Below are 22,418 nucleotides of genomic sequence, written 5' to 3'. Positions count from 1 at the left end.
GGCGCAGCATGAGACCTCAACGTTTGTTGAGGTCAAGCGATGCGCGAACTGAGCGTGGGCGAGGCGGCGAAACGGTCCGGCCTGGCCGTGTCGGCGCTGCATTTTTACGAGCGCAAGGGCCTGATCCGCAGCCTGCGGACGGCCGGCAACCAGCGCCGCTATGGGGCCGATGTGCTCCGTCGACTCGCGGTGATCCGGGTCGCCCAGCGGGTCGGCGTGCCCTTGGAGGCCGTTCGCCGGGCTTTTTCCAGCCTGCCGGACGAGAGGACGCCTACGCGCGAGGAGTGGGCCAGGATGTCCGCCGCCTGGCGGGACGAACTGGAGGAGCGGATCACCCTGCTGGTCAACCTGAAGGATCGCCTGACGGATTGCATCGGCTGTGGCTGCCTGTCCCTGACGGCCTGCGCCCTGGCCAATCCGGGCGATGCGCTGGCCGTGGAGGGGGGCGGCCCCAGGCGCTGGGAGCCGGGTTGACGACGGTTGCGGCGGCAGGAGGCCAAAACGTAGAATGGGCAGTCATTTGCGGGGTTTTTCGCCGCCGGGGGGAAGGTCGCGGCGGCCGGCCCCGGATTCGCGGTGAATTCCTTTGTTTCGGTTACGGCGACGGATGTTCGCCATCGCGCCACGTCCGTGGTGGTTTCAGGAGAGGTCATGCAGGTTTCGGTTGAGAATGTCGGCAAGCTCGGGCGCAAGCTCACGGTGAAGTTCCCGGCGGAGCGTCTCGAGTCGCAGGTCAGCGAGCGCATCGCGGAAATGGGCCGTACGGTGCGGCTGAAGGGCTTCCGTCCTGGCAAGGTGCCGGCCAACGTGATCAAGCAGCGCTTCGGCGCGCAGGTCCGTGGCGAAGCCCTGTCCGAGCTCATCGGCAGCACGCTCCGCGATGCCGTCACGCAGGAAAAGCTGCAGCCGATCGCCAACCCGTCCGTCGACACCACGGGCAATGCCGAAAACGGCGAGATCGCCTACACGGCCACCTTCGAGGTGATGCCCGAATTCCCGGCCGTCGACGTCTCCGCCCTGGAGATCTCCCGTCCGAAGGCCGAGGTCAAGGACGCCGACATCGACAAGATGATCGAGACCCTGCGTACGCAGCGCCGCAGCTTCGACGAAGTATCGCGCGCGTCGAAGGAGGGCGATTTCGTCATGTTCGAATACGCCGCCGAAGCGGGCGAATACCGCTTCCCGGCCGAGGGCCTGGAGCGCGCGGGCAGCGTGCTGGGCTCGGGCACCCTGTTCAAGGCGTTGGACGAGGCCCTGACCGGCCGTGGCGCCGGCGAGGACCTGGTCCAGGATGTGGCCTTCCCCGAAGACTTCCGCAACCCGGACCTGGCCGGCAAGACCGCCAAGGTCACCTTCAAGATCGTGAAGGTGCAGGAGCCGAACCTGCCGGCCGTCGACGCCGATTTCGTGAAGATGTTCGGCGTGGCCGATGGCGACATCGAGACCTTCCGCAAGGAAGTCCGCGCCAACCTCGAGCGCGAGCTGAAGGCCACCCTGATGGCCCGCCTGAAGTCGGAAGTGGCGGAAAAGCTGGCCAACGCCTACCCGGACCTCGACGTGCCGGAGCTCATGGCCGACGCCGAGGCCCGCAGCCTCGCCGCCGGCAACCTGCCGCGTGGCCAGGAGCCGGGCCCGGAGATGATCGCCGAGGCGGCGCCGTTCGCCCGCAGGCGCGTCATCGCCGCTCTCCTGATGGGTGAGATCGCCCGCAAGAACGAGCTCCGCCTCGACCGCAAGCGCATGAGCGAGATGCTCACGGCGATCGCCTCGACCTATGAGGAACCGGAAAAGGTCATTGAACTGTATAACGGTGACCCCCAACTGATGTCGGGACTGCAGAACCGAGTGATGGAAGACCAGGTGGCCGAGTGGGTGGCGGACAATGCCAAGACCACCGACCAGGAACTGAGCTTCGACGAGGTGATGCGACCGATCGGCGCGTAAGCTCCATTCAGAGCACGCCGATCCACTGGCAACAACCGGGCCCCACACGAAGGAGAGACCCCATGTCCATGGCTCCGATCCAGAATCTCAACCTGGTGCCCATCGTCGTCGAGCAGACTTCGCGTGGCGAGCGTTCGTACGATATCTACTCGCGTCTCCTCAAGGAGCGCGTGATCTTTGCTGTCGGCCCGGTCGACGACTACATGGCCAATGTGATCGTCGCCCAGCTGCTGTTCCTCGAATCGGAGAACCCGGACAAGGACATCAGCCTGTACATCAACAGCCCGGGCGGCTCGGTCACCGCGGGCATGGCGATCTACGACACGATGCAGTTCGTGAAGCCGGACGTCAGCACGATGTGCATCGGCCAGGCCGCCTCCATGGGCGCCTTGCTGCTGGCCGCCGGCGCGGCCGGCAAGCGTTACTCGCTGCCGCATTCGCGCATCATGATCCACCAGCCCTGGGCTGGCGGCATCTCCGGCCAGGCCACGGACATCGAGATCCACGCCCGTGAGATCCTGACCATGCGCGAGCGGCTCAACGCGATCCTCGCCAACCACAGTGGCAAGACGGTGGAAGAGATCGCCCGTGACACCGAGCGCGACCGCTTCATGAGCGGCGCGGAAGCCCAGGCCTATGGCCTGATCGACTCGGTTCTCGACAAGCGTACGGTCGACACCGTCCGTTCAGCTTGATTGAACTTTTTCGCTTGTGAAAACCGGCACTTCGCCCCTGAGTCCAGGGGCGGAGGGCTGTGCTATTCTCAAAGCGCACCTGGATTCTCAGTAGGGCCCATAGCATGAGCGACGAGCGGCAAAGCCGTTCCAACGACGGCGGCAAGATCCTTTATTGCTCTTTCTGCGGCAAGAGCCAGCATGAAGTGCGCAAGCTGATCGCCGGCCCAAGCGTGTTCATCTGCGACGAATGCGTTGAGCTGTGCAACGACATCATTCGCGAGGAACTGGAAGAGAAGGCGGCCTCCGGTCGCACGCACCTTCCGAAGCCGCGCGAGATCATGGAAGCGCTCGACCAATACGTGGTGGGACAGACGCGCGCCAAGAAAGCGCTCTCCGTCGCGGTCTACAACCACTACAAGCGCATGGAGTCGCGGCAGAAGAACGACGACATCGAGTTGGGCAAGTCCAACATCCTCCTGATCGGTCCGACCGGTTCGGGCAAGACGCTGCTGGCCGAAACGCTGGCGCGCCTGCTCAACGTGCCGTTCACGATCGCCGACGCGACCACGCTGACCGAAGCCGGTTACGTGGGCGAGGATGTCGAGAACATCATCCAGAAGCTCCTGCAGAAGTGCGACTACGACGTCGAGAAGGCGCAGAGCGGCATCGTCTACATCGATGAGATCGACAAGATTTCGCGCAAGAGCGAAAACCCGTCGATCACCCGCGACGTCTCCGGCGAAGGCGTGCAGCAGGCCCTGCTCAAGCTCATCGAGGGCACGCTCGCATCGGTGCCGCCGCAGGGCGGGCGCAAGCATCCCCAGCAGGAGTTCCTGCAGGTCGACACGCGCAACATCCTCTTCATCTGCGGCGGCGCGTTCGCCGGGCTGGAGAAGGTGATCCAGCAGCGTTCCGAGACCACCGGCATCGGTTTCGGCGCCGAGGTGCGCTCGAAGGAGCGCACGGAGAACGTCGGCAAGATGCTCTCGGAAGTCGAGCCGGCGGATCTGGTCCGCTTCGGCCTGATTCCCGAGTTCGTGGGTCGCCTGCCCGTGGTCGCCACGCTCGACGAACTCGACGAGGCGGCCCTGGTACAGATCCTCACCGAGCCGAAGAACGCGGTCACCAAGCAGTTCCGCAAGCTGTTCGATATGGAAGGCGCCGAGCTGGAATTCCGTCCGGAGGCCTTGTCCGCCATCGCCCGTCGCGCGCTCAAGCGCAAGACCGGCGCGCGCGGACTGCGAACCATTCTCGAACAGGTATTGCTCGACACGATGTTCGAACTCCCTTCGCTGGAACATGTCAGCAAGGTCGTGGTCGACGACGCCGTGATCGACGGCCAGGCCGAGCCCTACCTGATCTACCGCGGCAACCTGCAACAGCAGCGGATCGCGGGCGAGGGCGGCGACGCGGCCTGATTCGTCAGGCGGAGCAAGTAACGGCGGCCCCGGCGTTTCACGACGCCGGGGCCGTTTTTGTTTGCATGCCCGGCTCTTGATCGGTCCTTCGCGAACCACCACTTGACGTCTATGGCGGCTCCGGCGCAGTGTCGGGGCGAGGCCCAAATCTTCCGAGGGAAACCCCAAGCACATGGCGAAGAATCGCAGCCAAACCACGAGCGGATCCGAGCTGGACCTGTTGCCGGTCCTGCCCCTGCGTGACGTCGTCGTCTACCCGCACATGGTCATCCCGCTCTTCGTCGGGCGCGACAAATCCATGCGTGCGCTGGAAAGGGCGATGGAAGGCGAGCGGCAGATTCTGCTCGTCGCGCAGAAGAGCCCGGACATCGACGATCCCTCCATCGGCGACCTGCACCAGGTGGGTACGCTCGCCGGTGTCCTGCAACTGCTGAAACTGCCCGATGGCACCGTGAAGGTGCTGGTCGAAGGACAGTCGCGCGTGCAGATCGACGCCTTCGAGGACGAGGCCGGCATGATGAGCGGCCGCGCCCGCGTCATCGAACCGATCTACACCAGCAACGAGCGTGAACTGGACGTGGTCTCGCGCTCGCTCGTTTCCCTGTTCGAACAACTGGTGAAGCAGAGCCGCAAGCTCCCGCCGGAGATCCTCGCCACGCTGTCGGGCATTGACGATCCCTCGCGCCTCGCCGATTCGATCGCCGCGCACCTCTCCGTGCGCATGGGCGACAAGCAGAAGGTGCTCGAGACGGCCGATGTCGGCCAGCGTCTTGAATTGCTCATCGGCCTGGTCGATGGCGAGATGGACCTGCAGCAGGTCGAAAAACGCATCCGCGGCCGCGTGAAGTCGCAGATGGAGAAGAGCCAGCGCGAGTACTACCTCAACGAGCAGATGAAGGCCATCCAGAAGGAACTGGGTGACGGTGAGGAAGGCGCGAACGAGATCGAAGAGCTGCAGAAGAAGATCGACGCGGCCGGCATGCCGAAGGCGGTGCTCGCCAAGGCGCGCCAGGAATTCAACAAGCTCAAGCAGATGTCCCCGATGTCGGCCGAGGCCACCGTCGTGCGCAACTACCTCGACTGGGTGGTGGGCGTGCCGTGGAAGAAGCGCAGCAAGGTTCGCAAGGATCTCGCGCTGGCCCAGGAAACGCTCGATGCCGACCACTTCGGCCTCGAGAAGGTGAAGGAGCGCATCCTCGAATACCTCGCTGTCCAGCAGCGGGTGAACACGATGAAGGGCCCGATCCTGTGCCTCGTCGGCCCGCCCGGCGTGGGCAAGACCTCGCTGGGACAGTCGATCGCCAAGGCGACCAACCGCAAGTTCGTCCGCATGAGCCTGGGTGGGGTGCGCGACGAGGCTGAGATCCGTGGCCATCGCCGCACCTACATCGGATCGATGCCTGGCCGGATCGTGCAGAACCTCAACAAGATCGGCACGAAGAATCCGCTGTTCGTCCTCGACGAGATCGACAAGATGTCGATGGATTTCCGCGGCGATCCTTCGTCGGCCCTGCTCGAGGTGCTCGATCCGGAGCAGAACAACGCGTTCAACGATCATTACCTGGAAGTCGACCTCGACCTCTCCGAGGTGATGTGGATCGCCACGGCCAACTCGTTGAACATCCCCGGGCCGTTGCTCGACCGCATGGAGGTGATCCGCATCCCGGGTTACACCGAGGACGAGAAGCTCAACATCGCGCAGAAGTACCTGCTGCCGAAACAGCTCAAGGCCAACGGCCTGCGCGCCGAGGAACTGGCGATAGGCGAGGACGCGCTGCGGGACATCGTGCGCTACTACACGCGCGAGTCCGGCGTGCGCAACCTCGAGCGCGAGATCTCGAAGATCTGCCGCAAGGTGGTCAAGGAGATCGCGCTGGGTACAGTACCGGCCAAGGCGAAGGCCAAGCCCAGGAAGGCGCCCGCGAAGGCCGCCAAGGGCAAGGCGCTGGCACCGGCCCAGGTCCGGGTCGATGGCGAGAACCTCGATCACTACCTCGGCGTGCGCCGCTTCGACTTCGGCCGGGCGGAGCAGCAGAACGAGGTGGGCCTGGTCACCGGCCTTGCCTGGACGCAGGTGGGTGGCGACTTGCTCAGCATCGAAGCCTCGGTCGTGCCGGGCAAGGGTAGGCTGGTCCACACCGGACAGCTCGGCGACGTGATGAAGGAATCGATCCAGGCCGCGTTGAGTGTCGTCCGGGCGCGCGTCGCGGCGCTCGGCATCGAGCCGGACTTCCACGAGAAGCTCGACATCCACATCCATGTGCCCGAAGGCGCCACGCCCAAGGACGGCCCGAGCGCGGGTATCGCGATGTGCACGGCGCTGGTCTCCGCGCTGACCAAGGTGCCCGTGCGCTCGGAGGTGGCCATGACCGGTGAGATCACCCTGCGTGGCCGCGTGCTGCCCATCGGCGGCCTCAAGGAGAAGTTGCTCGCGGCCCACCGTGGCGGCATCACCACGGTGATCATCCCCGAGGAAAACAAGAAGGATCTCGTCGACCTTCCGGAGAACATCACGGGGTCGCTCGACATCCACGCGGTGAAGTGGATCGATGAGGTGCTCGATCTCGCCCTGGAACGTCCGCTGAGCCCGAAGAAGACGGGAGAGGGTGGCGAAGACGTCGAGGTGCCGAGCCAGCCGGGCAAGCGTGGCAAGGGCAAGGCATCGCCGTCGCTCACGCACTGATATGTTTCATCGTTCCCCGTGACGAACAAGGGCACACATAAGTGTGCCCTTTTCGTTTTCGTCGTCCTGTCATGGCGCCTCCGCGATAATCGTTTTTCCCATCGCGCGCAAGCCTCCAAAGACCATGCATATGTGCTGAAAGCCTTGGTATACCTTGTCTTGCGATGGTGGGAGGGCGCTGGTATAAAGACGACACCGCAATCGCCCGCGCCGCAAGGGCGCCATGGATAGCGGGGTCGGAGAACGATGCCTCTGGGTTTCGATTCGACGATCTGCCGTCTTCTCGTACAGGATCGCTGTCCAGCGATTCGAATTACCTTTGAAGGGAGTTACGTAATGAACAAATCCGAACTGATCAATGCCATTGCCGAAAAGAGCGAGCTGTCCAAGACCGACGCCGGCAAGGCTCTCGAGGCGTTCATCGATGCGGTGAAGGACAGCCTCAAGAAGGGTGACGACGTCGCCCTCGTCGGCTTCGGCACCTTCAAGCTGCGCAGCCGCGCCGCCCGTACCGGCCGCAACCCGCGCACCAATGCGGAAATCAAGATCCCGGCGTCCAAGGCTCCGGCCTTCACCGCTGGCAAGGCGCTGAAGGATCACGTAAACTAATCGGTTCTTACCGTAGGGGGTGCTTAGCTCAGCGGTAGAGCGTCGCCTTTACACGGCGCTGGTCGGGGGTTCGATCCCCTCAGCACCCACCAAACGTAAGTGGAGTGGTAGTTCAGTCGGTTAGAATGCTGGCCTGTCACGCCGGAGGTCGCGGGTTCGAGTCCCGTCCACTCCGCCATTGGTCCGCAAAGGCGCCCGCGTGGCGCCTTTGCTTTATCTACCGCCGGTAAGGGTTATCGGCGTCACCTTCGCGAGTCGCATCATGCTGCAAGCCCTGCGTAACAAGATCCATGGCTGGCCCGCCGCCATCGTGCTCGGTATCTGTGTTTTCGCCGTCGCGTTCTTCGGTATCGAGTCGTACTTCGTGTCGCGCGTCGACACCTATGTCGCGAAGATCGGCGATCACGAGATCTCCCAGCAGGACTGGCAACAGCGGCTCAACGAGCTTCGCCAGCAGGCCGCGCAGGATCCGCGCTCGCCGTTCACGGCCGCCGACCTCGAAAAGCCCGAGCTGAAACAGCGCGTACTGGACGGCATGATCAGCCAGGCGCTGTTGCAGCAGGCCAACACCGACCTCGGCCTCGTGGTGTCCGATGCGAGCGTGCGTTCCGCGATCGGCAGCGATCCCGGGTTCCAGGTCAACGGCCAGTTCAGCCCGGAAGCGTATCGCGCGATCCTTTCGATGCAGGGCATGAGCCCCGGCATGTACGAGGCCAAGGTACGCGCCTCGCTCGCCACGCAGATCATTCCCGAGGCGATCGCGAACACCACGCTGGTCAGCGACGCCGATGTCGACGCGTTCTTCCGCCTGCGTTTGCAACAGCGCGACCTGCGCTTCGTCGAGCTTCCGCGTCCGTCGCTCACCGACGCCGGCGTCGCCGATGCCGACATCGACGCGTTCTACAAGGCGCATATCGCCGACTACACTACGCCGGAACAGGTTTCCGTGCAGTACCTCGAAGTGAAGCAGTCCGAACTCAAGGTGGGCGACCCCACCGACGAGCAGCTGCACGCGTTCTACGACAAGTTCAAGCAGCGCTACGCGCAGCCGGAACAGCGCGAGGCGTCGCACATCCTGGTCAACGTGCCGAAGAACGCCACGCCGGAGCAGCAGAAGGCCGCGCTCGATAAGGCGAAGAAGATCGCCGCGGAGGCCACGCCGGAGAACTTCGCCAAGCTCGCCGCCGAGAACTCGGACGACCTTGGCTCCAAGCGCAGCGGTGGCGACCTCGGCTGGTTGGAGAAAGGCGTGGCGAACGCCGCCTTCGACGCCGCGCTGTTCGGCATGAAGAAGGGCGATATCACGAAGGAGCCCGTGCTCTCGCCGGAAGAGGGCTACCACATCATCTGGTTGCGCGACGCGCGCGAAGGCGATGCCAAGCCGTTCGCCGAGGTGCGTGCGCAGTTGGCCGCGGACTGGGCCAAGAGCGAAGGCGAGCGCCTCTATAACGAGCGTGCGGGGCAGCTTGCCGATCTCGCCGACCGCAATCCCGGTTCGCTCGAACCGGCGGCGAAGGAGCTCGGCCTCGAGATCAAGACATCCCCGCTGTTCGGTCGCGACGGCGGCCCCGGCATTCCGTCGGATCCGAAATTCGTCGCCGCGGCCTTCGCCGACGACGTGCTGGCCCAGGGCAACAATTCGTCGCTGGTCCAGGTCGACAAGGGCGACGCGTTGGTGATGCACCTGGCCAAGCACAATGCCGCCGCGCCGAAGCCGTTGGCCGAGGTCGCCGATGCCGTGCGCCAGCGCATCCTCGACGAGCGTGTCGACGCGTTGGCGAAGAAGCAGGCCGACGATCTCATCGCGCAGCTGGCCAAGGGCGGCGACATCGCCACCCTGGTGAAGGCTCCGGTGCGCACGCTCGCCGGGCTGGAGCGCAGCAAGCTCGCCAGCATCAACGATGTGCCGCCGGCGATCCTGCAAGACGCCTTCACGCTTCCTCATCCGGCCAACGGCAAGCCCGCGTGGACCACCGTGCGGACCGGCAACGGCGCCTATGCGCTGGTGGCGGTCGACAAGGTCACCGACGGCGATCCGTCCAAGGTCGAGAAGGCCCAGCGCGACGCCCTCCGCGGCCAGATGATGGACGCCATGGCCCAGGCCGCCACGCTGGAATACATCCAGGCGTTGAAGGCCCGCGGCGAGATCAAGATCGCCCAGGACCGCATGTAGGCACCGCGGGTTCCGGCGCGTCGAGAAGCCCCTCTCCGGAGGGGCTTTTTTTGTGCGCCGACAAGGTCGGCTCCCACCCAGGTCCGCTTCCATGCGGAAGCGCATGGAAGCGGACCCGATTACAATGCGCGTCTCACTGCGTCAAAAGGACATTCCGTGATCATCCAGCCCAAGGTCCGTGGCTTCATCTGCACCACCGCTCATCCGGTCGGTTGCGCGAAGAACGTCGAAGAACAGATCGCCATCACCAAGGCCAGCGGCACGTTCGCCCATGGTCCGAAAAACGTGCTGGTGATCGGCGCTTCCACCGGCTACGGCCTGGCCTCGCGCATCACCGCCGCCTTCGGCCACGGTGCGGCCACGCTGGGCGTGTTCTTCGAGAAGCCGTCCAGCGAAGCGAAGACGGGTACGGCCGGTTGGTACAACTCCGCCGCGTTCGACACGCTTGCGCGTGAAGCAGGCTTGTTCAGCCGTTCGATCAACGGCGATGCCTTCGCGGACGAAACACGCGCGAAGGCCATCGAGATCATCAGGAACGAGATGGGCGGCAAGGTCGATCTCGTCGTCTATTCGCTGGCCTCGCCCGTGCGCAAGCTGCCCAAGACCGGCGAAGTGGTGCGTTCGGCGTTGAAGACCATCGGCGAGACGTTTACCGCGTCGTCGGTGGACACCAACAAGGATGCGGTCATCCAGGCGTCCGTCGAACCTGCCACGGAGCAGGAGATCAAGGACACCGTCACCGTCATGGGTGGCGAAGACTGGGCGCTGTGGATGGAAGCGTTGAGCGATGCCGGCGTGCTTGCCGAAAATGCCACCACCGTCGCCTACAGCTATGTCGGCACCGAGATCACCTGGCCCATCTACTGGCACGGCACGCTCGGCCAGGCGAAGCAGCATCTCGACCGTACGGCGAAGGAACTGCGCGAACGTCACGCGGCGAAGGGCCTGCGCGCCTACGTCGGCGTGATGAAGTCGGTGGTGACCCAGGCCAGTTCCGCGATTCCGGTGATCCCGCTATATGTCTCCATGGTCTTCAAGATCATGAAGGCGAAGGGTATCCACGAAGGCACGATCGAGCAGATCAATCGCCTGTTCCACGACCGGTTGTACCGCCTGGACGGAAAGGCCGCGGAGACCGATGCCGAGGGCCGCCTGCGTCTTGACGATTGGGAGTTGCGTGAAGACGTACAGAGCGAGTGCAAGGCGCTATGGCCCACCGTCACCACGGAAAACCTGTGGCAGGTCACCGACTATGCCGGTTACAAGCACGATTTCATCAAGCTGTTCGGCTTCGAGGCGAACGGTGTCGATTACGACGCGGACGTAAGCCCCGACGTGCAGTGGGACGTCGTGCAGCTCTGATGGAACGGGGATGAGCTGACCGCGTCGCGCCTCAGCGCGACGCGGTCAGCTTCAATACCTGTCCGGGCTTCACCGCCTGGGTCTGCAGGTCGTTCCACTTCATCAACTGTTCGACGCTCACCTGGTGCCGGCGCGCGATCGTCCACAGCGATTCGCCGTTGTCGACCTTGTGGATGACGACTCGCGGCTCGTCCATCTTGACGGGCTTCGAGGGCTTGGCCACCTTGGCCACCGCCCGCGCGTTCTTCGCGGCGGTACCGGCCTTCGCCTTGCCCTTCGTGGATTTCGCGGGAGCATCCACGCCCGCATCGTCGGCCGCGGGCCCGGCGACATCGGCGACCGGATCGACCGGATCGACCGGCCCGAGCTTGTACTGGTCCGCCGCCGACTTCGGCAACAGGAGGCTGGAACCGATCGTGCCCTTGCTCGTCCGGTAGGCCGGATTGAAATCGCGCAGGTCGTTCATCGACAGCCCGGATTGCTTCGCCGCCTGGGCCAGCGACTGCGGGCCCGATACCTTCACCACCTGCAGCGCGTCTTCGCGATCCTGGCGTGGCAGGCTCACGTTGAAGCGCGCGGGATCGCGCACGATGCAGGCCATCGCCATGAGCTTCGCCAGGTGTTCCCTGGTGCCCGCTTTCATCGGTACGTCCGGCAGGCCATCGTCATCCGACGGGCCGCCATGCTTGTCGAGTGTCTTCTTCAAGCCGAATTCGCCGGCGTTGTAGGCGACATCGACCAGGCGCCAGTCGCCGAGGTCGTCGTAGTAGCGGCGCATCATGTTCATCACCGATTCGGTCGACTTGGTGATGTCCAGGCGTTCGTCGTAGTTCTTCTCCACGCGCAGGCCGAGGGTGCGCGCGGTCTGCGGCATGATCTGCCACATGCCCGCGGGACGGTTCCTCTGTCCCGGCACGTGACGGTACTGGCTCTCCACCCAGGGCAGCAGGGCGAATTCGCCCGCCACGCCGTGCTTCATCGCCGACTTGTGTGCATAGACGATCAGCGGCAGTACTTCGTTCACCTGCTGCTCGAAACGGTTCGGCTGCTTCGTATAAGTGCGGGCCCAGGCCATCACCTGCGGATCGGCTTCGCATCCGGGCATGGCGAAGCTGTCGCGCATGTCGGACCAGAAGTCGGCCGGTGGAGCGGGGCGCAGCAGCTTCGGCTCCACGGCAACGTCCTGCACGGGAGCGACCGGTGCCGCCGTGACAGTGGGCGACGGAGGCGTAGGGTGCGTCATGCCGCCCGCGCAAGCCGTGAGCAGGAAAGGAAGGAGGGTAGGCAGCAGGCGCCGGTTCAATACGTTCATGCGCTGAAGGTGTCCTTGGCCCGGCGCAGCGCGGCGAAGCGCTGCGTCCGCGTGGCATGGTCCTGGCCCTGGACATGGAGCCAGCGGGCGATGGCCTCGCTGTCCACGCGCAGGAACGGATTGGTGGCGAACTCGTCGGCAAGGCGGGTCGGCACGCTCGGCCGGCCCTCCTGGCGAAGGCGCGCCACCTCGTCACGACGGTGGCGCAGGGCACCGTTGTCCGGGTCGACGCTGAGCGCGAAGCGGATGTTCGATGCGGTGTATTCGTGCGCACAGCAGACCAGGGTCTCGGGCGGGAGGCCGGCGAAACGGTCCAGGGAGGCGAGCATCTGCTCCGGCGTGCCTTCGAAGAGGCGGCCGCAGCCGACGCTGAACAAGGTATCGCCGCAGAACAGGAAACCCTCGCCGTAATAGGCGATGTGCGAGGTGGTATGCCCGGGCACGGCGATCACCTTGAAGCTGGCCTTGGGCGCATCCAGTGTGAAGGTGTCGCCATCCTCGACGATCTGGTTCTTCGGCTGGATGCGCGGATCGGCCGGGGCGTACACCTCCACGTCGTGGTGGCGGACCAGGTCCGACACGCCGCCGATGTGATCGTTGTGATGATGCGTCAGCAGGATGGCCGTCAGCCGCCAGCCTCGCTCTTTCAGCGCGGCTTCGACGGGGGCGGCTTCACCGGGATCCACGACGAGGGCGTTGCCTTCGTCGTCGGCGACCAGCCAGATGTAGTTGTCGCTCAAGGCCGCGACGGGAACCCAATGCATCGGGCGAACTCCGTTACGTCGATAGGGCGCGAACACCCAAGGAATGGCCGCCGGGGAGACATCCTTACCGGGCGGGGCGGCCGGACTATATCAGCCGGGTATATCTCGCTCGTTAGCAAGTCGTTAACCGGTGCGGCACCCGTTCAACCCCACTACACTCGTCCCGCATGCCTCATTTCGCTTCCGACATCTACGCGACCCCCCAGATCGGCAAGCTCCTGGCCGACGAAGCGCGTGCCCTCGCCCCGATGCTGGCCCGCTGCACGGGTGACCACGGCCTGCACCTGACCACGTCCGCGCCGGCCGAGCCCCCCGCCATACCGCTCCTGGGCCACTGGGCGACCGTCCGCGTCGCCGGGGCGATGCTGGGCGGCGATATCCATGCCAGCGGCCTGGAAGCCCTGCCGTTCGCCGACGAGGCCTTCGGCGTGGTGCTGTTGCGCCACGCACTCGAAACGACGGCCCGGCAGGACAACCTGCTGGACGAGGCCATACGCGTGCTGGCACCCGGCGGCATGCTCGCTATCACGGGTATCCATCCGGTCGGCCTGTGGTCGCCCTGGGTCGCCCGGCAGAGCCGCGGCACGCGGCCCCGGCTGACCTGGCCGTGGTGGTGGAGCCAGCGCCTCGTCCGTGACGAATTCGAACTGTCCATGCCGCGCCGCGTCGGTAGCGCGTGGCCCCGGACGGGCGGTGCGCCGGTTGGCGAGTCCATCGTCGGTGGCGGCTATTTCCTGTTGGCGCGCAAAAAACGTCCGGCGGCTGTACCCTTGCGCCCCCGTGCGGCCGCCGTGCCCGCACCCATGCCTGGCACGCTCGCCTCCGGCGCGCGTCGCAATGCCCGTGAATCGATTACCTGAAGTCCTCCATGACCGATACCGACACCGTTGAAGCCTTTACCGATGGCGCCTGCCTGGGCAACCCCGGGCCCGGCGGCTGGGCCGCGCTGTTGCGCGCCAGGGGCGTGGAAAAGATGATTTCCGGCGGTGAAGCCGAGACCACGAACAACCGCATGGAGATGATGGCCGCGATCTCCGCGCTGGAGGCGCTCACACGGCGGTGCAACGTGCACCTCATGACCGATTCCAAGTACGTCATGCAGGGCGTGCAGGAGTGGGTGCCGAAGTGGCGGCGCAACGGCTGGAAAACCGCCGACAAGAAACCGGTGAAGAACCAGGACCTGTGGATACGCCTGGACGAGGCCGCCGCGGCGCACACCGTCACCTGGGAGTGGGTGAAGGGTCACAACGGCCATGTGGAAAACGAGCGCGTCGACGTCGCCGCGCGCGACCAGGCGATCATCTACAAGGCGAAGGGGAAGGTGGCATGAGGCAGATCGTCCTCGATACGGAAACCACCGGCCTCGAAGCGCATCTCGGCCACCGCCTGATCGAAATCGGCGCGGTCGAACTGATCGGCCGCCGCCCGACCGGCAATCATTTCCACACCTACCTCAATCCCGAGCGGTCGATCGACGCGGAAGCGAGCGCGGTGACCGGTATCAAGGACGAAGACCTCATCGGCCAGCCGCTGTTCCGCGACAAGGTGGACGAGTTCCTCGCGTTCATCCGTGGCGCCGAACTGATCATCCACAACGCGGCGTTCGACGTGGGCTTCATCAATGCCGAGTTGAAGCTGTTGGGTCCGGCGTACGGACAGGTGACCGATCACGCCACGGTGCTCGATACCCTGGTCATGGCACGCACGATGTATCCCGGCCAGCGCAACAGCCTGGATGCGCTATGCAAGCGCCTGGGCGTGGACAACACGCGCCGTGACCTCCACGGCGGCCTGCTCGATGCGCAGCTGCTGGCGGAAGTCTACGTCGCGATGACCTCGGGCCAGGTGGCCCTCGATTTCGCCTTCGACGCCGACAGCGATCATCGCGGCAGTCACGTGCTGAACGACATCGTCATCACCCGTCGTCCGGTCGTCCTGCGCGCCACGCCGGAAGAGTTGGACCTGCACGCGAAGCGCCTCGACGCCATCGACAAGGCGGCCGGCGGCCAAAGCATCTGGCGCAAGCTCGAATCGGAAACGATTCACTAGAAGGCTGGGGCAAAACGGTTGGATGGGTGGGCGCTTCGCCGGCTCGGCTTCGCCCTCGCGCTCGTCGTGTGCGTGGCGGGGGAGCTGCCGGGCGCCACCCTCGGCGCGACGGTAGTCGCCGTCCCTTGGGAAGGGGTGCCGCTGGCGCGGCCATGTTTGATGGCTGCGCCCCTTCGGGCTCGGACGGTCGGGCGGGGGTTTCCGATTCGCCCTCCTGGCTCAGCGGAAACGATCGGCCGTCCTGGCCGATCCCCTACGGGCCTTCTCCGCCCGCCCCTCCTCGGCTCCTAATGTCGCGCCGAGGGTGGCGCCCGGCAGCTCTCTCGACACGGAGGTGGACTGGTGGGAAAGAGCGACGCTCGCCACGTGTCGCGTGCCGCACCCGGGTGGGAAGCGGGCTAGCCCGCGATTCGCCACCCTAATTTCGAGCGAATGAGGCGCAGTGCATCGCAACCTGGCGAGCGGTGACACGCCTCGCCCGATCAGTGCAACGCTTCCTTCGTCACCGGAGGGATTGAGGACTCGCGGGCCAGCCCGCTTCCCACCCGCGTGGGGGTGTTTCACACGGGGGCGGCATCCACCCGGGTCGCGGCCGTTGCTTGTGCCACACGCCCCCTCAGTGCTTGGAAGAGCCGTCGGCCGCCACCCTCGTCGCGACTTGTGGAACCGAGGAGCGCCGGGCGAAAAGGCCCGCAGGGGGCCGGCCTGGACGGCCGGCCGTTTTCGCCGAGCCACGGAAGGCGAGTCGAAAACCCCGCCCGGCGCGACGGGCGCGACGGGGCGCCAGCCATAAGACACGGCCGCGCAGCGGCATCCTTTCCCGAGCGACGGTGTAACCGGAGCGACGAGGGTGGCGGCCGACGGCTCTGCCCCACGCCGCCCGCTGTCGCGGGAGCGCCGACAGGGTAGGCTCCTGCCAAAAAACGTGGGGCGCCCAGGTGGGCGCCCCACTTCGCTACCGGCCGCCCCGGGGAGGGAGGAGGGGCAGGGAGACCGGGAACTCAGAAGTAGGCGCGGACGCCTACCGAAACGTTGCGACCGGGGAGCGGCGCCACGTCCTTGAACAACGACGTGGCGGGACGCGCGGTCTGGTTGGTGAGGTTGTTGCCGTCGACGAAGGCTTCCCATTGGCTGCGGTCATCGTTGATGAAGGTCCAGGCGAAGTGCGCGTTGACCAGCGTGTAACCCGCCGTATCCGTTTCGAACGCCGCGATCTTGTCCTGCTTCATGTAGCGCACCGCGCCGAGGCTGGCGCGCAGGCTGTCGGCGCTCCAGCTCAGCGTGGAGCCGATGCGGCCGGCCGGGATGCGTGGCACGTTGCCGCCGCCGTCGGCGAGCGTCGCGCGCACGGTATCGCAGAAGACGCGCAGATCCCAGTTGCCGGACGGGCCCTTCGACAAGTGGAACGTGGCCTCGGCCTCCGCGCCGCGGAACGTCGCATCGTTCTGCGACCAGATGCGTACGGGAAGATCGTCTTCCACTTCGCCCGTATCGGCGAGATAGATGAAGTTCTTGTACTTGTTGTAGTACACGGCGACCTTGCCTTCGACGACATCGCCATGGAAGTGCAGGCCGAGTTCCGCCTGGTTGGATTTTTCCTTGCCGAGGTCGCTGCCGATCTCGAACGTGTTGGATGCCGCGTGCGGCCCGTTGGCGAAGAGTTCTTCCTCGGACGGCGCGCGCTCGGCGTGGTCGAGGTTCAACGACAGGTGCCACTGTTCGGCGAAGCGCCAGGCGACGCCTGCGGAGAAGCTGTTCGGACTGAAGTCGCGCTTGGGCCCGTTCTCCGGATCGACGCTCTGCTTGTCGTGACGCGCACCGAGTTCGACCTTCACCGGGCCGAACTCGCGTTGTTCGGTGAGGAAGACGCCGACACCATCGGTGACCGTGGGCGGGACGAAGGTTTCCTCGCCCACGGCGGAAAACTGCCGGTGCTGGGTCTGCACGCCGAACGCGCCTTCCCATCCGCCGAGCGGGTCGTGCGTGACGACGAGGCGACCCTGGTTGCTGTTGGTCGAGAAGGTGGTGCCCGGCACGTCGCCCTCGAATTCCACATGCTGGTACGCGCCATGGCCGAGACTGAATTCGACCTTGCTGATGCCGTCGATCGGCTGCACGAGGCCGCCTTTCAGCGTGTAGTTGGTCTGCGCCATCTTGATGTGGACGGGATCTTCGCCTTCGGCCGGATCGCCGGGTTCGGCGGGGCTGCCGTAGAGATCCATGAAACGCGAGACGGACAAGCCGACATAACCCCACGAGCCGAGCAACGATGCGCCGACCGAGCCGGAGGTGGTCTTCACCGCGCTGTTGGCGAGGGTGCCACCGGGGATGTCGTAGTCCTCGTTGTCCCGGCGCATGCCGTCGACATGGATGGCGAACTTGTCGTTGCCCGCATCGAGGCGGAGCAGGCCGGTATGGCCATCGGAGACGGAATCGTGGCGTAGTTCGGCGCGTCCCGCGAAACCGTTGTCGGGCGCCTTCTCCGGAACGCGGCCATCGACGACGTTCACGACGCCGCCGATCGCGCCCGAACCATAGAGCAGGGTGGCGGGGCCCTTCAGCACCTCGATCTGGTCGGCGAGGAAAGGTTCCAGCGTCACCGCGTGGTCCTGGCTCACGTTGGAGACGTCCTGCGACGACAGGCCGTTCTCCAGCACCGCGACGCGCGGGCCGTCCAGGCCACGGATCACCGGGCGGCCCACGGCGGTTCCCAACGCGGAACTCTGCACGCCTGGAATGGAGGACACCGTTTCGCCCAGCGAGACACCCTTGGCGTCGTCGAGCGCCGACCCCGCCAGCACGGCCACGGGCGCCACGATCTGGTCCGCGTTCTGGCCCAGGGGCACGGCGTTGACCACGATCCCGTCGAGCTTCTCGGCGTTCTTGCGGCTCTTGCCCGGGGCCTCCTTGGCATCCACGGCAGGGGCCGTGGCGTCCTGGGTCGTGTCGTCGGCCATGGCGGGCAGGGCCGCGCCGCAGGTGGCGGCGATGGTCAGGGCAAGGAAGGTTCGGCGCATCGGGTGGAACTCCGGTTGGGTTTCGCAATGTTATAAAGTATCATCACTTGCCTCGACCTGTGCAACTAGTCACGCTATGTCCCCCATGACCGATCCGTCCGTCGCCCCTGAAGTCCGCCGCCGCTGGTGGCACGCCGCCGATCGACTCGGCGCGACGGCCTCGTTCCTGTGCGCGATCCATTGCGCGGCGCTGCCCTTCGTCATCGCGTTGCTGCCGGTGCTGGGACTGTCGTTCCTGGCCGACCATCGCTTCGAAGCCGGCTTCGTCGTCTTCGCCTGCCTGCTGGCCAGCGTGGCGCTCTTTTCCGGGTTCCGCCGCCATCGCCGACGCTTGCCGCTGGTCCTGGCCGTCCCGGGCCTGGTGCTCCTGCTACTCGGCGTCACCTTCCTGCATGGCAATTCGTTGTTCGTGCATAGCGTGCTGGTGACCTGCGGTGGTTTCCTCGTCGCCGCCGCGCACTTCGTCAACCTGAAGGTCGATCGCAGTGGCCATGCCGGGCATATCCATGGGCCGTCCTGCGCGCACCCGTGATTGTGTAACCGCCGCCGGATTACCTAGCCTTCGCCCCATGTCACACGATCACGCCCATTCGCACGTCCATGCCCATGGACACGTGCACGATCACGCCGAGGGCGGGAACGAGCGCAAGCTGCTGTTCGCCTTCGTCCTGACCACCGTGATGTTGATCGCGGAGGCGGTCGGCGGCGTATGGTCGGGTTCGCTGGCGCTGCTGGCGGATTCAGGGCATATGCTGGTCGACGCGCTGGCGCTGTTGCTGGCATTCCTCGGTGCGAGGTTCGCGGCGCGCCCGGCCGATGCGCGCCGCACCTATGGTTACGGGCGCATCGAAGTGCTGGCCGGCTTCGTCAACGCGCTCACCCAGTTCGCCCTGGTCGCCTTCATCGTGTTCGAAGCGATCCAGCGGCTGTTTTCGCCGCAGCCGATCCTGTCCGGCGTCATGCTGGTGGTGGCCGTCCTCGGCCTGGTCGCCAACGTGGTGGTGTTGCGTACCCTCCATGGCCACGACCCGGACGACGTGAATATCGCCGGCGCCAGCCTGCATGTCCTGGGCGACCTGCTCGGCTCGGTGGCCGCCGTGCTGGCCGCGCTGGCGGTGCGCTGGCTGGACTGGAACTGGGCGGACCCGGTGCTTTCGGTGCTCGTTTCGCTCTTGATCCTGCGCAGTGCGTGGTCGCTGGTGCGCCGTTCGGGACATATCCTGCTCGAAGGCATTCCCGAGGGCATCGACCTTGCCGACGTGCAGCGCGAACTGCATTCGGCCGATCCGGGCATCGTCAATATCCATCACCTGCACGTCTGGCAGGTGACCGCCGGTTCGCGCATGGCCACCCTGCACGCGGAACTGGCGCCCGGAACCGGGCAGTCCGACCAGGCCCGGGTGCTGGGTGCGATCAAGGCCATGCTCAGCGAGCGCTGGCGTGTCGGGCACGCCACCGTCCAGTTCGATCCGGGCCCCTGTCCCGACGAGCGGGAAGGGTGTGGCGAGAACGGCCGCCACGTTCACTGAACGAGCACTCTTGCGCTTTACGCAGCCGCTGCTACGATGATCGGCCGTTTCTCTCCCTCATTACGAATCAAGGAGTTTCCCATGGGCAAGGGCGACCGCCGCACCCGTCGCGGCAAGATCTACCGTTCCAGCTACGGCAATGCCCGTCCGCACATCGACGTCGTGACCGGCGCCGCCGTGGCCAAGCCGGCCGCTGCCAAGCCAGCCGCCGCCAAGAAGGCCGCGCCGCGCAAGAAGGCCTGAGTCTTCGGTAGCGTGAGACGAAAAGCCCCGCGATGCGGGGCTTTTTTCGTGATCACAGTTCCAATCGTTCCGCGAACTCGAAGCGGCTGTCGGCCGGTGCGGCTATCACGTTCTGCTGGACCAGGCCCGGGAAGATGTTCGCGTCGATGCCCGCATGGTTATCCGCGTTGTACAGGTAGGGCACGTGTGACCACGCGCGGTAACCCAGCGCCTTGATCGCCGCGACCTCGATCTCGGCGGTGTCCATCCCCGAAAGGCGTGCATAGATCAGCGGGCGATGCGTGCGCAGTGTCTCGGTCGCACCCGCGAGGACGTCGGCCAATGCGTTTGGCTGGTTCACCTTGAGCAGGTGCAGCGCTTCGAGCCGCAGGCTGTCGACGGTCGCCATGCGAACCTTTTCGTCGGCGTCCGTGCGCGTACCGGGCAACAAGCTGCCGAGCGAGGACAGCCCTTTGCCGCGACCCAGCCACACCGCATGGGTGAAGACGTTGTCGAGGCCGTTGATCGCCACGTTCGCGCATACCTGCTGGAAATGGATGCGGCGTGGTTCCGCCACGTGCACCTGGCCGAGCGGACCGACCGCCTGCGCCATCCACAACGCGTGCGCGGCGAAATCGCCGCCGAATTCCAGGATCGTCTGGCCTTCCTCGATCAGCCCGCTCAGCAGCGTGGCTTCGTGTTCGGCCCATTCGCCGTAAAGTTGCAGCGATCGCGCCACCGCGTTGTTCACCGTGACGGCGGTGGCGAGGCCGTAGCGGGTCTGCCAGAAAGGCAGGATCGGGTCGTTCGTGGCGTGCTTCATGCTCATGGGGGCTCGTGTGGATTCAGAGGGTGGAACGGGCGAGGGCAAGGTGGCGGAGCGACCGCGCGAGCGCGGCGGCGTCATGGTCGTGGTCGTCGGCCCAGCGGCGGCAGGCGTCTCGCCAGAGCCGGACGACACGGTCGTCGGGGGCATCCGTGCGGCAGATGGCTTCGCACCACGCGGCGGCACCGGCGTGGTCGCCGCCGCGTAGCCGGGCTTCGGCGACAGCGGTGCGCGCGGACGCGGGCAGCGGCCCCGCGGCTTCGAGGCTGCGGCCGAGCGCGGCGGTGACGCTTGCCTGCGCGGCGTGTTCGGGCAGGGCTTCATACGTCAGCTGTATCTCCAGGCGGCAGGCCAGTGCGTCGACGCGCCACGCGGGGTCGTGTTCCGCCAGGAAGGCGTGGAGGAGGGCGTGCGAGCAGGCCGCGGCCGCTTCCTCCGCGGTAAGCAGGCGTGCCCGTCGCTGCGCGGTGCACGCGACGAGCAAGGCGGTTTCCGCTTCGGCACGTCGCGCATGCGCGTCATCGAGCAACGATTGCGCACGTTCGAGGTCGGGCAGGCGTTCCGCGGGCTTGCGTGTATTCGCGCGGTGCAGCCAGGTCTCTCCGCGCCTGCGCAACGCGCGCGTCGCCGCATCCGGGCCGATGGCGGCGAGCCGGTCGCAATAGCGCTCGGCTTCGTCCAGGCGGGCCACGGCGGCGGCGCCGAGCAACCACGAGGCCCAGGCGAGCTGGACGTCGATGCAGGCATCGAGGGCCAGTGGATGGTCGCAGCGAGGATCGTGCGCGAGGCGTGCCAGCAGGTCTCGCGAGGCGAACAGGCGGTTGGCGCCGGACAGGCGCCCGATGCGCGCCAGCCGGAACCGGATCCAGCGCGCGAAGCCATGCGGTCGTTCCTCGCTGTCCATGCCGTCCAGGGCGCGGGCGGCGTCTTCTTCGATCGCGACGATCAGGCGTTCCGCGTCGCGCTGCGGCAAGTCGCGTGCGCGATGCATGCGCAAGGCGGGCAACAACCAGCGTGCGAGCCGCGCATCCTCGTCGTCGTGGCGTGCCTGGGCAACGAGGATGTTTTCCCAGGCGTGTTCCGCGTCGCTCGTTTTCCCGCTGCGGCGGATGTCGGGAAAACGCTCGTCGCCCACCAGGTGCAACGCGGCCAGTGGATCCGCCGCGGAGAGCCGTTCGCGCAAATCACCTCGTGGAACGCTGGATGCCGGCGCGGTGGCGTCGACGGCGGCACCGTCGTCCGGAGAAGGCCGCACGAGCAGGTCCACCGGTTGCTCCATCATGTGCAGGTCCGGCGTTTCGTAGGCGGATCGCCTGTATACCCAGGCCGGCGATACGGGTGGCGTTTGCGCGGGAGGTGGCTCGGATGGACGGTCGGCGAAATGGCTGGCGATGGATGGAGCCTTCTTGACGATGCGTTGTCGTGCACGCCGTCGCGACATCGCCAGCAACAACATGGCGGCCGTGCCGGTGCCCGCTCCGCCGAGGGCGATGAATGGCCAGTCGGTGATGACCCAGCCGCCGCGGGTGCGTGGTTGGGGGTGCACGTATGGCGTCGCGACACGCCGGCTGGTGGTCGGCAGGTCGGGAACGGGTGCCTGCATGATCGTCGCCAGGTCCACCGGTTCGGATGCTTCCATGGCATCGAGCATGCGTGCGACATCGCGCATCTGCCGCGCATGCCGGGCACGCTGTTCTTCCTCTTCCCGCGTGTCGCCGCATGCGCCGACGATGGATGCCAGGAGCACGAGGCATGCGATGCGCGCGACGACGAGGCGATCCCGCGAGCGGGATGACGATGAACCCTTCAACGATGTTCCTGACAATCCTTGGA

19 protein-coding genes and 2 tRNA genes are annotated in these 22,418 nt (G+C 65.9%); 16 read left to right on the top strand and 5 right to left on the bottom strand.

Annotation, left to right across the window (positions count from 1 at the left end; all coding sequences use genetic code 11):
* Positions 1–39: 39 nt before the first annotated feature.
* The 10 genes from soxR to fabV all read left to right on the top strand — a co-directional run bounded on the left by soxR (position 40) and on the right by fabV (position 10,866).
* On the top strand, positions 40–474 hold the full coding sequence (gene soxR / locus ACR9Y6_RS08155) for a redox-sensitive transcriptional activator SoxR (RefSeq protein WP_481280846.1): 435 nt from the start codon (positions 40–42) through the stop codon (positions 472–474).
* Between the two features lie 177 nt (positions 475–651).
* Positions 652–1,944, top strand: coding sequence for a trigger factor (gene tig, locus ACR9Y6_RS08150; protein ID WP_481280845.1), 1,293 nt, complete (start codon positions 652–654; stop codon positions 1,942–1,944).
* A 68-nt stretch (positions 1,945–2,012) separates the two neighbouring features.
* Positions 2,013–2,639 carry an ATP-dependent Clp endopeptidase proteolytic subunit ClpP gene (clpP, locus tag ACR9Y6_RS08145; RefSeq protein ID WP_371024703.1) on the top strand — a complete coding sequence of 209 codons (627 nt, stop codon included), beginning with the start codon at positions 2,013–2,015 and terminating at the stop codon, positions 2,637–2,639.
* Positions 2,640–2,743: 104 nt separating this feature from the next.
* The gene (clpX, locus tag ACR9Y6_RS08140) at positions 2,744–4,039 is read left to right on the top strand and encodes an ATP-dependent Clp protease ATP-binding subunit ClpX (RefSeq protein WP_371024660.1); all 1,296 of its coding nucleotides are present in this window, start codon (positions 2,744–2,746) and stop codon (positions 4,037–4,039) included.
* A 172-nt stretch (positions 4,040–4,211) separates the two neighbouring features.
* Positions 4,212–6,722 carry an endopeptidase La gene (lon, locus tag ACR9Y6_RS08135; RefSeq protein WP_481280844.1) on the top strand — a complete coding sequence of 837 codons (2,511 nt, stop codon included), beginning with the start codon at positions 4,212–4,214 and terminating at the stop codon, positions 6,720–6,722.
* A gap of 336 nt (positions 6,723–7,058) precedes the next feature.
* Positions 7,059–7,331 carry an HU family DNA-binding protein gene (locus ACR9Y6_RS08130; protein ID WP_481280843.1) on the top strand — a complete coding sequence of 91 codons (273 nt, stop codon included), beginning with the start codon at positions 7,059–7,061 and terminating at the stop codon, positions 7,329–7,331.
* Between the two features lie 17 nt (positions 7,332–7,348).
* Positions 7,349–7,423: transfer RNA gene (locus ACR9Y6_RS08125), tRNA-Val, on the top strand.
* A 9-nt stretch (positions 7,424–7,432) separates the two neighbouring features.
* Positions 7,433–7,509, top strand: a tRNA-Asp gene (locus ACR9Y6_RS08120).
* A gap of 84 nt (positions 7,510–7,593) precedes the next feature.
* A complete protein-coding gene (locus ACR9Y6_RS08115; RefSeq protein WP_481280842.1) occupies positions 7,594–9,504 on the top strand; it encodes a SurA N-terminal domain-containing protein in 1,911 nt (636 codons plus the stop codon).
* Between the two features lie 156 nt (positions 9,505–9,660).
* Positions 9,661–10,866, top strand: coding sequence for an enoyl-ACP reductase FabV (gene fabV, locus ACR9Y6_RS08110; RefSeq protein WP_481280841.1), 1,206 nt, complete (start codon positions 9,661–9,663; stop codon positions 10,864–10,866).
* 31 nt (positions 10,867–10,897) lie between these two features.
* On the opposite strand, the gene ACR9Y6_RS08105 is transcribed toward fabV, so the two are convergent.
* The gene (locus tag ACR9Y6_RS08105; protein ID WP_481280840.1) at positions 10,898–12,178 is read right to left on the bottom strand and encodes a transglycosylase SLT domain-containing protein; all 1,281 of its coding nucleotides are present in this window, start codon (positions 12,176–12,178) and stop codon (positions 10,898–10,900) included.
* Entirely contained in the window at positions 12,175–12,942 is a 768-nt protein-coding gene (gloB, locus tag ACR9Y6_RS08100) for a hydroxyacylglutathione hydrolase (RefSeq protein ID WP_481280839.1), read from the bottom strand. Before gloB ends, ACR9Y6_RS08105 begins: the two co-directional genes overlap by 4 nt.
* A gap of 167 nt (positions 12,943–13,109) precedes the next feature.
* On the opposite strand from gloB, the gene ACR9Y6_RS08095 reads away from it, so the two are divergent.
* The 3 genes from ACR9Y6_RS08095 to dnaQ are packed head-to-tail and all read left to right on the top strand — an operon-like array spanning position 13,110 to position 14,991.
* Entirely contained in the window at positions 13,110–13,802 is a 693-nt protein-coding gene (locus ACR9Y6_RS08095) for a methyltransferase domain-containing protein (protein WP_481280838.1), read from the top strand.
* Between the two features lie 8 nt (positions 13,803–13,810).
* Positions 13,811–14,272: a ribonuclease HI gene (rnhA, locus tag ACR9Y6_RS08090; RefSeq protein WP_481280837.1), complete on the top strand. Its 462-nt coding sequence runs from the start codon at positions 13,811–13,813 to the stop codon at positions 14,270–14,272.
* Positions 14,269–14,991: a DNA polymerase III subunit epsilon gene (gene dnaQ / locus ACR9Y6_RS08085; RefSeq protein WP_481280836.1), complete on the top strand. Its 723-nt coding sequence runs from the start codon at positions 14,269–14,271 to the stop codon at positions 14,989–14,991. Before rnhA ends, dnaQ begins: the two co-directional genes overlap by 4 nt.
* A gap of 1,001 nt (positions 14,992–15,992) precedes the next feature.
* Here dnaQ and ACR9Y6_RS08080 read toward each other — a convergent pair.
* Positions 15,993–18,008: a TonB-dependent receptor domain-containing protein gene (locus ACR9Y6_RS08080; protein ID WP_481280835.1), complete on the bottom strand. Its 2,016-nt coding sequence runs from the start codon at positions 18,006–18,008 to the stop codon at positions 15,993–15,995.
* A gap of 85 nt (positions 18,009–18,093) precedes the next feature.
* Here ACR9Y6_RS08080 and ACR9Y6_RS08075 point away from each other — a divergent pair, with 85 nt between their 5' ends.
* The 3 genes from ACR9Y6_RS08075 (at position 18,094) to ACR9Y6_RS08065 (ending at position 19,780) form a co-directional block, all read left to right on the top strand.
* Entirely contained in the window at positions 18,094–18,540 is a 447-nt protein-coding gene (locus tag ACR9Y6_RS08075) for a MerC domain-containing protein (RefSeq protein ID WP_481280834.1), read from the top strand.
* Between the two features lie 37 nt (positions 18,541–18,577).
* The gene (locus ACR9Y6_RS08070; protein WP_481280833.1) at positions 18,578–19,537 is read left to right on the top strand and encodes a cation diffusion facilitator family transporter; all 960 of its coding nucleotides are present in this window, start codon (positions 18,578–18,580) and stop codon (positions 19,535–19,537) included.
* An 81-nt stretch (positions 19,538–19,618) separates the two neighbouring features.
* Entirely contained in the window at positions 19,619–19,780 is a 162-nt protein-coding gene (locus ACR9Y6_RS08065; protein WP_306847696.1) for a 30S ribosomal protein THX, read from the top strand.
* Positions 19,781–19,832: 52 nt separating this feature from the next.
* Here the strand turns inward: ACR9Y6_RS08065 and ACR9Y6_RS08060 are convergent, their stop codons facing one another.
* Together ACR9Y6_RS08060 and ACR9Y6_RS08055 are read right to left on the bottom strand one after the other, a co-directional pair.
* A complete protein-coding gene (locus tag ACR9Y6_RS08060; protein WP_481280832.1) occupies positions 19,833–20,588 on the bottom strand; it encodes a class I SAM-dependent methyltransferase in 756 nt (251 codons plus the stop codon).
* Positions 20,589–20,604: 16 nt separating this feature from the next.
* Positions 20,605–22,395, bottom strand: coding sequence for a hypothetical protein (locus ACR9Y6_RS08055; RefSeq protein WP_481280831.1), 1,791 nt, complete (start codon positions 22,393–22,395; stop codon positions 20,605–20,607).
* Between the last annotated feature and the right edge of the window lie 23 nt (positions 22,396–22,418).

The sequence above is a fragment of the Luteibacter sp. TLI7-4A genome (genome assembly GCF_056754745.1).
Note: the sequence above shows the minus strand (reverse complement) of the source record. Positions and strands in the feature narration are given on the sequence as shown.

Excerpts from the sequence above, each read along its gene's own strand:
- soxR (WP_481280846.1), top strand. The coding sequence starts at position 40 with ATGCGCGAACTGAGCGTGGGCGAGGCGGCGAAACGGTCCGGCCTGGCC.
- tig (WP_481280845.1), top strand. The coding sequence starts at position 652 with ATGCAGGTTTCGGTTGAGAATGTCGGCAAGCTCGGGCGCAAGCTCACG.
- clpP (WP_371024703.1), top strand. The coding sequence starts at position 2,013 with ATGGCTCCGATCCAGAATCTCAACCTGGTGCCCATCGTCGTCGAGCAG.
- clpX (WP_371024660.1), top strand. The coding sequence starts at position 2,744 with ATGAGCGACGAGCGGCAAAGCCGTTCCAACGACGGCGGCAAGATCCTT.
- lon (WP_481280844.1), top strand. The coding sequence starts at position 4,212 with ATGGCGAAGAATCGCAGCCAAACCACGAGCGGATCCGAGCTGGACCTG.
- ACR9Y6_RS08130 (WP_481280843.1), top strand. The coding sequence starts at position 7,059 with ATGAACAAATCCGAACTGATCAATGCCATTGCCGAAAAGAGCGAGCTG.
- ACR9Y6_RS08115 (WP_481280842.1), top strand. The coding sequence starts at position 7,594 with ATGCTGCAAGCCCTGCGTAACAAGATCCATGGCTGGCCCGCCGCCATC.
- ACR9Y6_RS08105 (WP_481280840.1), bottom strand. The coding sequence starts at position 12,178 with ATGAACGTATTGAACCGGCGCCTGCTGCCTACCCTCCTTCCTTTCCTG.
- gloB (WP_481280839.1), bottom strand. The coding sequence starts at position 12,942 with ATGCATTGGGTTCCCGTCGCGGCCTTGAGCGACAACTACATCTGGCTG.
- ACR9Y6_RS08095 (WP_481280838.1), top strand. The coding sequence starts at position 13,110 with ATGCCTCATTTCGCTTCCGACATCTACGCGACCCCCCAGATCGGCAAG.
- rnhA (WP_481280837.1), top strand. The coding sequence starts at position 13,811 with ATGACCGATACCGACACCGTTGAAGCCTTTACCGATGGCGCCTGCCTG.
- dnaQ (WP_481280836.1), top strand. The coding sequence starts at position 14,269 with ATGAGGCAGATCGTCCTCGATACGGAAACCACCGGCCTCGAAGCGCAT.
- ACR9Y6_RS08080 (WP_481280835.1), bottom strand. The coding sequence starts at position 18,008 with ATGCGCCGAACCTTCCTTGCCCTGACCATCGCCGCCACCTGCGGCGCG.
- ACR9Y6_RS08075 (WP_481280834.1), top strand. The coding sequence starts at position 18,094 with ATGACCGATCCGTCCGTCGCCCCTGAAGTCCGCCGCCGCTGGTGGCAC.
- ACR9Y6_RS08070 (WP_481280833.1), top strand. The coding sequence starts at position 18,578 with ATGTCACACGATCACGCCCATTCGCACGTCCATGCCCATGGACACGTG.
- ACR9Y6_RS08065 (WP_306847696.1), top strand. The coding sequence starts at position 19,619 with ATGGGCAAGGGCGACCGCCGCACCCGTCGCGGCAAGATCTACCGTTCC.
- ACR9Y6_RS08060 (WP_481280832.1), bottom strand. The coding sequence starts at position 20,588 with ATGAGCATGAAGCACGCCACGAACGACCCGATCCTGCCTTTCTGGCAG.